The following is an 11,983-nucleotide window of genomic DNA, read 5'->3' on the forward strand; positions in this document are numbered from 1 at the left end:
GGCGCTCTGCGCAGGCGCGCGGCCTCAGGCGCTTTCCTCGACGATCACCAGATCGCGCTCGGCCGCGCCGCGGGCATGCTCCAGCGCCGCCTGATATTCGGGCGAGCGATAGCAGGCCTCGGCCGCCTCGAGGCTGGGGAAATGCGCCACGACATTGCGCGCGCGGTCCCGCCCCTCAAGCTGCACATAGCGCGTGCCGCGGGCCAGGAACCGCCCGCCATGCTTGGCGATCGCGTCGGTCGCCAGCGCGGCATAACGGCCATAGGCCTCGGCGTCGCTCACCTCGACATGGGCAATCCAGAATGCACCCGGCATCACAGGCCCTCCAGCAGGGTTTCGACGGCGGCAACCGCCGCATCGGCCTTCGACGGATCGGCCCCGCCGGCCTGCGCCATGTCGGGCCGCCCGCCGCCGCCCTTGCCGCCCAGAGCCGCGGCCGCGGCCTTGACCAGATCGACCGCCGAAACGCGGGCGGTCATGTCTTCGGTCACGCCGGCGGCCACGGCCGCCTTGCCGCCGGTGTCGGCCACGATCAGCACCGCGCCCGAGCCCACGCGCTGCTTGAGCGTGTCGACCAGCGCGGGCAGATCCTTGCCCGTCACCCCCGACACCACCTGAGCAACGAAGGGGATCCCGTTGATTTCCTTGGCTTCCGGCCCGCCCGACGCACCGCCGCCCATGGCCAGTTCGCGCCGCAGATTGGCCACTTCGGCGGCCAGTTGCCGGCGTTCGTCGGCCAGCGCGCGGACGCGGTCGGTGACCTCGTTGGCCGGCGCCTTGAGCGCGGCGGCGATCTCGTGGAGACGGTCGGCCTGCGCGCGCAGATGGTCCAGCGCGGCCTGCCCGGTCAGCGCCTCGACGCGCCGCACCCCGGCCGAGGAGGCGCTGTCGCCCAGGATCACGCAGGCGCCGATGTCGCCTGTGCGCCGGACATGGGTGCCGCCGCACAACTCCAGACTGTAGGTCGCGCCATCCGCGCCCTTGCCCGACCCCGCCAGCGTGCCCATCGACACCACCCGCACCTCGTCGCCGTATTTCTCGCCGAAAAGCGCCTGGGCGCCCAGCCCGCGCGCGTCATCGGGCGTCATGATGCGGGTCTCGACGGGGCCGTTCTGGCGGATGAAGGCGTTGATCTCGGCCTCGACGACCGACAGATCCTCGGCGCTCATCGCGGCGGAATGGCTGAAGTCGAAGCGCAGCCGATCGGGCGCGTTGAGGCTGCCCTTCTGCGCGACGTGATCGCCCAGACGGCGGCGCAGCGCCTCGTGCAGCAGGTGCGTGGCCGAGTGGTTGGCACGGATGGCCGAGCGGCGGGCGTGGTTGACCTCGAGCTTGGCGGGCTGGCCGCGGCCGATATGGCCCTCGATCACGCGCGCCATGTGCAGGAAGACGCCGGCCACCTTGCGGGTGTCGGTCACCTCGGCCAGGCCGGTGTCGGTGCGGATCAGGCCGGTGTCGCCCACCTGGCCGCCGGCTTCGGCGTAGAAGGGCGTCTGGTTGACCACGATGGCCAGTTCGGCCCCCTCGGCGCCGCTGTCGATCTCGGCGCTGTCCTGCACCAGGGCCAGGATCTGGCCCTCGGCGCTTTCCAGCTCGTAGCCCAGGAATTCGGTCGCGCCATGGCTTTCGGCCAGATCGAACCAGATGCGGGCATCCTTGGCCTCGCCCGAGCCCGACCAGGCCGCGCGCGCCTTGGCCTTCTGTTCGGCCATCGCCGCCTCGAAGCCCGCGACCTCGACCTCGCGGCCCTTCTCGCGCAGCGCATCCTGCGTCAGATCCAGCGGAAAACCATAGGTGTCATAGAGCTTGAAGGCCGCCGCACCGGGCAGGGCCGCCCCCTCGGGCAGGCCCGCAAGTTCCTCGTCCAGAAGCTTCAGCCCGCGGTCCAGCGTCTGGCGGAAGCGCGTTTCCTCAAGCTTGAGCGTCTCCTCGATCAGCGCCTGGGCGCGCACCAGTTCGGGATAGGCGCTGCCCATCTGGCGCACCAGCGACGCCACCAGACGGTGCATCACCGGATCCTGCGCGCCCAGCATATGCGCATGGCGCGCCGCCCGGCGCAGGATGCGGCGCAGGACATAGCCGCGCCCCTCGTTCGAGGGCGTCACCCCGTCGGCGATCAGGAACGAGGTCGAGCGCAGGTGGTCGGCGATCACGCGGTGATGCACCTTGCCCGGACCGTCGGGATCCTGGCTGGTCAGATGCGCCGAGGCCTCGATCAGCGACCGCATCAGGTCGGTGTCGTAATTGTCGTGCTTGCCCTGAAGCAGCGCGCCGATCCGTTCGAGCCCCATGCCGGTATCGATCGACTGCATGTCGAGCGCGCGCATCGAGCCGTCCTCGAATTGCTCGTTCTGCATGAAGACGAGGTTCCAGATCTCGATGAAGCGGTCGCCGTCTTCCTCGGCCGAGCCGGGCGGGCCACCCCAGATCGAGGGGCCGTGGTCGAAGAAGATCTCGGTGCAGGGGCCGCAGGGGCCGGTCGGGCCCATCTGCCAGAAGTTGTCGTTGGTGGGGATGCGGATGATGCGGTCATCCGACAGGCCCGCGACCTTCTTCCAGATCTCGGCGGCCTCGTCGTCGGTGTGATAGACCGTGACCAGCAGCCGGTCCTTGGGAATGTCGAAATCCCTGGTCAGCAATTCCCAGGCAAAGGGAATGGCGCCTTCCTTGAAGTAATCCCCGAACGAGAAGTTGCCCAGCATCTCGAAGAAGGTGTGGTGGCGCGCGGTATAACCCACGTTGTCCAGGTCGTTGTGCTTGCCGCCGGCGCGGACGCATTTCTGCGAGGTGGTGGCGCGGACGTAATCGCGTTTCTCGACGCCGGTGAAGCAGTTCTTGAACTGCACCATGCCCGAATTGGCGAACATCAAGGTGGGGTCGTTGCGCGGCACGAGGGGCGAGCTGTCCACGACGCGGTGGCCGTTCCTCTCGAAGAAGTTCAGGAAGGTGGATCGGATCTCGTTCAGGCTGGGCATGGCGGGCCTCTTGGGGGGGGGCATTTCGGGAGGGCGCATCGGTCGCGCGGGCGCGATTTGCAGCTTTAGCGTCCGGGCGCGGGCCTGTCCAGAAGTGCGCGATGCGAAAGGCCGCCGCGCCCCACCGGGGCCTGCCGAGGGCGCCCGGACACCGCTGCGGGGTGCGGACCCCGAGTGCCCGCATTGCCCATGCCACAGGCGCAGGGCCGCCATGCCCCGCCCCGATCATGGCGCGCCCGCGCAGGAATGTCCCCTTCGCGCCCCAATCGCGCCACATTCAGGCCCGACCATGGTCATGTCACGACATTCGGGGATGGTCCAATGGACATTCAGGGCTTGCTCAGCTTCGACATGATCGCCGGAACCTTCATCGCGCTGGTCCTCCTGCGCGAAGGAGTGCTGCGCCTGCGCCTGCGCGCCGCCGAACGCCGCCTGAACCGCGCCTGATCGCACAGGGCCTTGTCCCATCGCGCCCGCGGTCCGGCTCCGCAAGGCATCAAGCTGACATGACGGCCCGGCTTGCCCTGTCCGCGCCGCCGCGTGGCCAAGACCGCAGCGGTTCAGGGTTTCCTCACCAAGGCTGTGGCTTTTGGGGCGAATTGTTGCCGATACGAGGATATTCTTCCACAATCGACGGTGAATTACGCCGCTGTTAACCCCTGAGAAACAATATCAGGGTTCATACTAAGCCTGTTCGGTAAATGTCGTCTTGGTTCTGACCGGGGCATCCCCTGGATGTCCCGGTCGGCGTTCCGGGGACCGCGTTTCGGGGCCCAACCTCCCCCTGCCCTCTGGTCGTCCTGTCCGCTTCCCGCCCTGCCCTCTTGCCATCCTCGCCGTTTCGCCGCTCAGCCGGGGGCCGCACCGCGCACCAGCACCGCCAGATCGGCCACATTCGTGCCCGTGGGGCCGGTCACCAACAGCGCCTGCCCCGCCGTCAGCGCGGGCGTGCTGTCGTTTCGGAACAGAACCGCGCGCAGATCAAGCCCCGCCGCCCTGATCCGCCCCAGCGTGCCCGGCGTGATGATCGCGCCCGCGGCCTCGGTGGGGCCGTCGCGCCCGTCGCTGCCGGCCACCAGCACCGCCCAGTCGCCTTCGGGCGGCCCCGTCTCGGCCAAATGCAGCGCCGTGCGCAGCGCCAGTTCCTGATTGCGCCCGCCGGTGCCCGTGCCGGTCAGCCGCACCGTCGTCTCGCCGCCCGCCGCCAGCGCGGCCCCCGGCGCCAGCCCCGTCAGCGCCGCCGCCAGCACCCGGGCTGCATCGGCCACATCGCCGGCCAGCGCGAAGGGGGCGGTCGTGGCGCCTGCGGCCGCCATCGCCGCCAGCGACCGCGCATTCGAGCCCACCAGAAGGTTGCGAAAGGCGCGCGCGGGAACGGGGGGCGGCGGCGGGGCGGCCAGGGCATTGCGCGCCGGTTCGGGCAGGCGCTCCCACAGGCCCACATCGCGGCAGAGCTGCGCCGCCTGCGCCGGCGTGCCCAGGGGCGCGACCGTCGGCCCCGAGGCGATCACCCGCAGATCGTCGCCCGGCACGTCCGAGATCATCAGCGCCACCCCCGGCGCCCGACAGATCCGCAACCAGCCCCCGCCCTTGAGCCGCGACAGCGCCTGACGCACCAGGTTCATCTGTGAGATATCGGCCCCCGCCCCCAGCAGAAGCCGGTTGACCGCGGCCTTGTCATCGAGGCTGAGCCCTGCCACCGGCGCTGGGGCCAGCGCCGAGCCCCCGCCCGAGATCAGCGCCAGAAGCCGGTCCTCGGGGCCCAGCGTGCGCAAGGCGGTCTCGATCTCGGTGGCGGCGGCAAGCCCGGCGGCATCGGGGACCGGATGGCCCGCGCCCATCACCCGCGCCCCCGCCAGAGGGGCGGCGTTCTCGTGGTTGGTCACGACCAGCGCGGGCGTGCCCGCCGGCAGCGCCGCAAGCGCCGCCGCCGTCATCGCCCGGGCGGCCTTGCCAAGCGCGATCACCTGCCAGCGCCCGCCCGGCCCCGGCGGATCCTCCACCACATCGGCCATTGCGGCCACCACGGCCGGGCCGGGATCGGCGGCGGCCAGCCCCGCGCCGAACAGCGCCAGCGCCCGGCGCGCGGCGGGGGTTTCATGAAACGGGGCGATGGCGGGGCGCGGCGGCGCGGGCACGGCGTCGGTCATGCGCTCCAGAAGGCCACGCGCATCCGCGAAGGTCCAGCCCCCGCGCGCGCGCCTCCCCAGGCGTGACCGCCCGGTGACGCGCATTTGAGCAGGGCCGCCTTGCGCAGGCTCGAACTTCATATTAGGTTTTTTGCATACAATGTCGGGCAGGATCGCCGCAAGGCCCGGTTTGTGCGTGCCCTTGGCATGGGTGCCCTTGGTATGGGTGCCCGTGGCATGGGCGCCGGTGCCAGGGGCATCGCGGCGGGAAGATCGCGGGGAACATCGCGGGGGGCATTGCCGGAGGCCGCGCCGCATCTGCATGCCGGCCTTGTGCCGAACCGGGCCCGCGAAGGCGGTTCGGGGCATTCCATCCGGCGCGCAGACGGTCTAGAAGCAGCCGGCGCGCGACAGGGCCGCGGTCCTTGCACCGCGATATCGGCCCGAAACCGGCCCCCTGTGGGCCCCCTGTGGCCGGACGAACCACGAAAACGACGGGGCCGCGCGCCTCGAAACCACGGGAGAACGACAAGATCATGCCGACGCAGCGTGCAAAACCCGGCCCCGACACCGCCACGAGCGGCTTCGAGATGGCCGCCCTGCCGGCCGATATGCCCGATGGTTTCGCACTGGACGGGCGGCCCGCGGAACGTTGCGGGATGCTCGACGCCGAGGAAATGACCGCCCGCGCCCAGGAGGCGTCGGCCTTTCTCAAGGCGCTGGCCCATGAGGGGCGGCTGATGATCCTGTGCCACCTGTCCTCGGGCGAGCGTTCGGTGACCGAGCTCGAAACCCTGCTCGATTCGCGCCAGGCCGCGGTCAGCCAGCAGCTGGCGCGGCTGCGGCTTGAGGGGCTGGTCTCGTGCCGCCGCGAGGGCAAGGCGATCTATTATTCGCTGAGCGATCCGCGCGCCGCGCGTCTGATCGAACTGATCTACGAAATGTTCTGTAGCCGCGGCTGACGCCCTGACGCGCCCAACACGGCGCCCCCCGAAACGGTGCCCCACCCGGAATGCAGAAGGGCCGCCCCCAGGGGCGGCCCTTTTTCGGTTTCGTGCCGTGCCCGCCTCAGGTGCGGAAGACGCGGTAGATGGCCGGGATCACCAGCACCGTCAGCAGCGTCGAACTCAGGAGCCCGAAGAGCAGCGAGATCGCCAGCCCCTGGAAGATCGGGTCGGCCAGGATCACCGCCGCGCCGATCATCGCCGCCAGCGCCGTCAGCAGGATCGGCTTGAAGCGGATGGCGCCGGCCTCGATCAGGATATCCACCTTGGTCTTGCCGGTGGTGTCGGCATGGCGGATGAAATCCACCAGCAGGATCGAGTTGCGCACGATGATCCCCGCCAGCGCGATGAAGCCGATCATCGAGGTGGCCGAGAACGGCGCATGGAACAGCCAGTGCCCGCCCATGATCCCGAGGAAGGTCAGCGGCACCGGGGTCAGGATGACCAGCGGCAGACGGAAGCTGCCGAATTGCGCCACGACCAGGATGTAGATCCCCAGAAGCGCCACCCCGAAGGCTGCGCCCATGTCGCGGAAGGTGACCCAGGTCACTTCCCATTCGCCGTCCCACAGCAGCGTGACGTGGCTTTCGTCCTCGGGCTGGCCATGCAGCGAGATGACCGGTTTCATCCCCTCGGGCCAGTCCATCTGGTCGAGCCGGTCCTCGACCGCCAGCATGCCATAGAGCGGCGCCTCGTAATCGCCCGCCAGCTCGGCGGTGACCATCTCGGCCGCGCGCCCGTTGTGGCGGAAGATCGGGAAGGAGGCGCGTTCCTCGGACACGCTGACCACATCGCCCAGCTCGACCACCCCGCGCGCGCCGGGCATCAGATTGGCCGGGATCGGGGTTGAAAGCGCAACCTCGTCCAGAACGTCCTGGCCGGGCGTGCGCTCCATCACGATCGGGATCGGGTGCCGACCGTCGCCGCGATGCGAATAGCCAAGCGTGGTCGAACCGTTCAGCATGCCGATCGTGTCGAAGACATCCGATTGCGCCACCTCGAAGAATTCGAGGTCGTCCGAGTTGATCCGCGCGCGCAGCCGGCGCGGCGCCACGCCGAAGCTGTCGTCGACATCGACGACGAAGGGCACCTCCTCGAAGGCCTGGCGAATGCGCGCGGCGGCGGCCCGGCGGGTCTCGGCGTCGGGTCCATAAACCTCGGCCAGAAGCGTGGCGATCACCGGCGGGCCCGGCGGGGGCTCGACCGTCTTGAGCACCGTCCCCGCGGGCAGATCGAGCCGCGAGATCCGCTCGCGCAGCTCGAGCGCAATGTCGTGGCTGGCGCGGTCGCGGTCGGCTTTGGGCAGCAGATTGACCTGGACATCGCCCTGGAACGGAGACTGGCGCAGATAGTAATGGCGCACCAGCCCGTTGAAGTTGAAGGGCGAGGCCGCCCCGGCATGCGTCTGGACCGACACCACCTCGGGCAGGTTCAGCACCTCGGCCGCGACCCGCTGGGCCACGGCATCGGTGGCCTCGACCGAAGCGCCCTCGGGCAGGTCGATCACCACCGACAGCTCGGACTTGTTGTCGAAGGGCAGCAGCTTGACGGTCACGTCCTTGGTGTAAAGCAGCCCCATCGAGCCGAAGGACACGACGACGGTGACCAGAAGGAAGGTCAGCGCGCGCGCCTTAGTGGCCAGGATCGGGCGCGCGACGCGGGCATAGAGCGCGCCCAGCCGCCCGCCGTGGGCATGGCCCTCGACATCATGGAGCGGCGCGCGCCCGGCAATCTTGACCATCAGCCAGGGGGTGATCATCACCGCCACGAAGAACGAGAAGATCATCGCCCCCGAGGCATTGGCCGGAATGGGCGACATGTAGGGCCCCATCAGCCCCGAGACCGCCAGCATCGGCAACAGCGCCGCGACCACGGTCAGCGTGGCGACGATAGTGGGGTTGCCGACCTCGGCCACCGCCTCGATGGCGCGCTCGACCCGGCTGCCGCCGCGTTTCATGCCCCAGTGCCGGGCGATGTTCTCGATCACCACGATGGCGTCATCGACCAGGATCCCGATCGAGAAGATCAGCGCAAACAGGCTGACGCGGTTGAGCGTGTAGCCCATGAACCACGCCGCAAACAGCGTGAGCAGGATGGTCACGGGAATGACGATGGCCACCACGACGGCCTCGCGCCAGCCGATCGCCGCCCAGACCAGCACGATGATCGAGATCGTCGCCAGCCCGAGGTGGAACAGCAGTTCGTTGGCCTTCTCGTTGGCGGTCTCGCCATAGTCGCGGGTGATCTGCACCGCAACGCTGTCGGGGATGATCGTGCCTTCCATCTCGTGCAGGCGGTGAATGATCGCCTCGCCCACGATGACGGCATTGGCCCCGGCGCGCTTGGCCACGGCCAGGGTAACGGCGGGCGTGCGCGCGGCGCTGCCATCCGCGGCGCGGGTGACATTGGCCACGATCGTGTCGGTGCCCCCTTCGGCAAAGGAGATGTCGGCCACGTCGCCCACATAGACCGGGCGGCCATCGCGCGTGGTCAGCAAAAGGCCCGCGATCTCGGCCGGGGTGGTCAGCGTCTGGCCCGCCACCAGCGAGATTTCCTCGCCCTGGTCATGGATCATGCCGGTGCCGAAGACGCGGTTGGCCTCGGACAGCTTGCCCGAGAGCTGTTGCAGCGTCACCCCATAGAGCGCCAGCCGCTCGGGGTCGGGGGCGATGCGCAGGATCTCGGGGCTGTCGCCGACCAAATAGGTCAGGCCGACATTCTCGACCTTCATGATCTCGGTGCGCAAGGTGCGCGCGATCGCGGTCAGATCGGCGGCCGAGACCGGCGGGCCGTCGGCGCGCCCCGACAGCGTGATCGCGGCAATGGCCACGTCGTCGATGCCGCGGCCCACCACGAGCGGCTCGTCGATGCCGACGGGGACGCGGTCCATGTTGGCGCGCACCTTCTCGTGCACGCGCAGGATCGCGGCATCCGACGAGGTGCCGACCTCGAAGCGCGCCATGACCAGCGCCTGGTCGTCGTTGGTCTGGGAATAGACATGTTCGACGCCGTTGATGGCCTTGACGATGGTCTCCATCGGCTCGGTGACCAGGCGCACGGCATCCTCGGCGCGCAGCCCCGGCGCCGAGATGTGGATATCCACCATCGGGACCGAGATCTGGGGCTCTTCCTCGCGCGGCAGGCTGACCAGCGCCAGAAGGCCCGCCGCCAGCGCCGCCATCACCATCAGGGGCGTCAGCGGCGAACGGATGAAGGCGCGTGTCAGGAACCCGGCCAGGCCCAGCTTGACCTTGGCAGGCGCGCCCCCGGACGCGTTTTCGGGGCCCGCGGTCGTGGGATCATTGCTCATGGGCCGCCCCTTCCGCACCGATCATCACCAGATCGCCTTCGGCAAGGCCCGAGACGATCTCGACCATCTCGACGCCGTCGATTTCCTCGACCGCCGCGGGCACCACCGCCACTTCAAGCGCGCGGCCGCCATCGGCCAGCACGGTCACAAAATCAAGCCCCGCGCGCGTGGCCAGCGCCGCCTTGGGCACCACCAGCGCCGCACGCCGGCCCAGCGGCACCCGCACCAGAACCCGCGCATCCACGAAGGCCGCGTCGAGGTTCTCGACCTCGACATCGGCCAGAACGCGGCCGTTCTCGATCTGCGGATAGACCTTGGCCAGACGCCCCTGCCCCGCGGACCCCGCCGACTCGATGGCGATGGCGGCGCCCTCGTGCAGAAGGCCCGCATGGCGTTCGGGCAGCGCCAGGCGCAGGTAGAAGCCGCCGCCGCCGATGGTGGCGACGGTCTCGCCCGCCATCACCACCGCCCCGCGCGCCACCGGCACCGACAGCACCCGCCCCGCCAGCGGCGCCAGCACGTCGCCCTCGGCGGCCTGCTGCTCGATCACGCGGCGGCTGGCCTGCTTGGCGGCGATGGTGTTTTCCAGAACGTTGACCTGGGTGCGCAGCGCGTCCAGCCGCTGTTCGGTGGTCACGCCGCGAGCGCGCAGTTCCTCGCCGCGCTTCAGCTCGGCGCGCGCATTCTCCAGCTCGGCCCGCAGCGCCTCAAGCTCGGCATCCGACGCCTTGAGCTGGATCGCGATCTTCTCGTCGACGATCCGCGCGATGGGCTGGCCCGCGGTCACGCTGTCGCCCTCGGAGACCGCCAGCGCGACCAGCGTGCCGCCCAGCCGGGCGCGGGCGGGGATGGAATCGCGCGCCTCGACGCGGGCATAGACCGCCTTCCAGTCGGTCAGCTCGACCCGTCGGGCGGGCACGGGCCCTTCGGCAACGCTGGCCGTGGCGGCACACAGCAACACCAGGCAGGCGGTCATCACGGCTCTGAGCATCTGGCTCTCCTCGGATCGGCAGGGATATATTCACATTCGCCGTTTTGAATATGACCTGTTCGCGTCGATTTCAACCCCAAATCGGTCCCCGCGCAAGCGGCGTGACCTGCGCGCCGCACCCCTTCGGCCCGCCGGGCGGCGATCTTCCCCGCGGCGGCGCGATCGGCTATGGGAAAGCCAGCCGGGGGCGCCGCTGCCGATCCGCCGCGCGCCGATCCGCCTTCAACCGACCGCATCAACCGTTCCGAGGTCCGCCATGCATGACATCCGCGCCATCCGCGAAAACCCTGCCGCCTTCGATGCCGCGCTGTCGCGCCGGGGGCTGGCGGCGATGTCGGCCGAGGTGCTGGCCCTCGACGAGGCCCGCCGCGCCTGCATCCAGGCCGCCGAAACGGCGCAAGCCGCGCAGAATGCCGCCTCGAAACAGGTCGGCGCGGCCAAGGCCCGCGGCGACGAGGCCGAATTCGAGCGCCTGCGCGCGCTGGTGGGCGAGAAGAAGGCCGAGGTGGCCAGCCTGACCGCCGAGGCCGGCGCGCGGGACGCGGCGCTGCGCGATCTGCTGATGACCATTCCCAACCTGCCCGCCGCCGACACGCCCGATGGCGCCGACGAGGCCGACAATGTCGAGGTGAAACGCTGGGGCACCCCGCGCGCCTTCGACTTTGCCCCGCGCGAGCATTACCAGCTTGCCGCCGTGCAGGCGGGCATGGATTTCGAGGCGGCGGCGAAACTTTCGGGGGCGCGCTTCGTCGTGCTGTCGGGGGCGGTGGCGCGGGTTCACCGGGCGCTGGCGCAATACATGCTCGACACCCATGTCGAGAGCCACGGCCTGGCCGAGACCTGGACCCCCGTCCTCGTCCGTCCCGAGATGATGTATGGCACGGGCCAATTGCCCAAGTTCGGCGAGGACAGCTATGAGACCACGAACGGCTGGTGGCTGGTGCCGACCGCCGAGGTGACGCTGACCAACCTGGTCAACGGCGAGATCCTCGAGGCCGCCAGCCTGCCGCGCCGCCATGTCGCCCATACGCAATGCTTCCGCTCCGAGGCCGGCAGCGCGGGCCGCGACACCGCCGGGATGCTGCGCCAGCACCAGTTCGAGAAGGTCGAGATGGTGTCGATCACCCGCCCCGAAGAGTCGGAGGCCGAGCACGAGCGCATGACCCGCTGCGCCGAAGCCATCCTCGAGGGGCTGGAGCTGCCCTATCGCCGCGTCGTGCTGTGCACCGGCGACATGGGCTTCGGCGCGATCAAGACGCATGATCTGGAAGTGTGGCTGCCCGGTCAGGACACCTACCGCGAAATCTCGTCGGTCTCCAATTGCGGGGATTTCCAGGCGCGGCGCATGAACGCCCGCTTCCGTCCGGCCGAAGGCGCCAAGCCCGAATTCGTGCATACGCTGAACGGCTCGGGGCTGGCGGTGGGGCGCACGCTGATCGCGGTGCTGGAAAACGGCCAGCAGGCGGATGGCTCGGTCACGCTGCCCGCGGCGCTGGTGCCCTATCTGGGCGGGCGCAGCACGCTGACGGCCGAGGGCGCGCTGGCCTGAGCCGCGCCCGATCTTTTCCGGTTCT

8 protein-coding genes are annotated in these 11,983 nt (G+C 69.8%); 3 read left to right on the forward strand and 5 right to left on the reverse strand.

Translation table 11 applies throughout. The features are described from left to right. Window positions 1–24: 24 nt before the first annotated feature. On the reverse strand, window positions 25–315 hold the full coding sequence (locus BW949_RS11370) for a DUF1330 domain-containing protein (RefSeq protein WP_076366159.1): 291 nt from the start codon (window positions 313–315) through the stop codon (window positions 25–27). Continuing rightward, window positions 315–2,975: an alanine--tRNA ligase gene (gene alaS / locus BW949_RS11375; protein ID WP_076366161.1), complete on the reverse strand. Its 2,661-nt coding sequence runs from the start codon at window positions 2,973–2,975 to the stop codon at window positions 315–317. Before alaS ends, BW949_RS11370 begins: the two co-directional genes overlap by 1 nt. Before the next feature lie 321 nt (window positions 2,976–3,296). On the opposite strand from alaS, the gene BW949_RS17580 reads away from it, so the two are divergent. After that, window positions 3,297–3,422, forward strand: coding sequence for a hypothetical protein (locus BW949_RS17580; RefSeq protein ID WP_268875849.1), 126 nt, complete (start codon window positions 3,297–3,299; stop codon window positions 3,420–3,422). A 401-nt stretch (window positions 3,423–3,823) separates the two neighbouring features. Here BW949_RS17580 and BW949_RS11380 read toward each other — a convergent pair whose 3' ends face one another. Next, entirely contained in the window at window positions 3,824–5,125 is a 1,302-nt protein-coding gene (locus tag BW949_RS11380) for a glycerate kinase type-2 family protein (protein WP_083947748.1), read from the reverse strand. A gap of 638 nt (window positions 5,126–5,763) precedes the next feature. Here BW949_RS11380 and BW949_RS11385 point away from each other — a divergent pair. Further along, a complete protein-coding gene (locus tag BW949_RS11385; RefSeq protein WP_235816289.1) occupies window positions 5,764–6,066 on the forward strand; it encodes an ArsR/SmtB family transcription factor in 303 nt (100 codons plus the stop codon). Window positions 6,067–6,172: 106 nt separating this feature from the next. Here BW949_RS11385 and BW949_RS11390 read toward each other — a convergent pair whose 3' ends face one another. Then, the gene (locus tag BW949_RS11390; RefSeq protein ID WP_083947737.1) at window positions 6,173–9,418 is read right to left on the reverse strand and encodes an efflux RND transporter permease subunit; all 3,246 of its coding nucleotides are present in this window, start codon (window positions 9,416–9,418) and stop codon (window positions 6,173–6,175) included. Then, entirely contained in the window at window positions 9,408–10,409 is a 1,002-nt protein-coding gene (locus tag BW949_RS11395) for an efflux RND transporter periplasmic adaptor subunit (protein WP_076366163.1), read from the reverse strand. The genes BW949_RS11390 and BW949_RS11395 overlap by 11 nt, the downstream gene beginning before the upstream one ends. A gap of 256 nt (window positions 10,410–10,665) precedes the next feature. Between BW949_RS11395 and serS the strand changes: the two genes are divergently transcribed. Next, window positions 10,666–11,958, forward strand: a complete 1,293-nt coding sequence (gene serS / locus BW949_RS11400) for a serine--tRNA ligase (RefSeq protein WP_076366165.1) — start codon at window positions 10,666–10,668, stop codon at window positions 11,956–11,958. The last annotated feature ends 25 nt before the right edge of the window (window positions 11,959–11,983 follow it).

It is taken from the genome of Phaeovulum vinaykumarii (assembly GCF_900156695.1).
Lineage (GTDB): Bacteria > Pseudomonadota > Alphaproteobacteria > Rhodobacterales > Rhodobacteraceae > Bieblia_A > Bieblia_A vinaykumarii.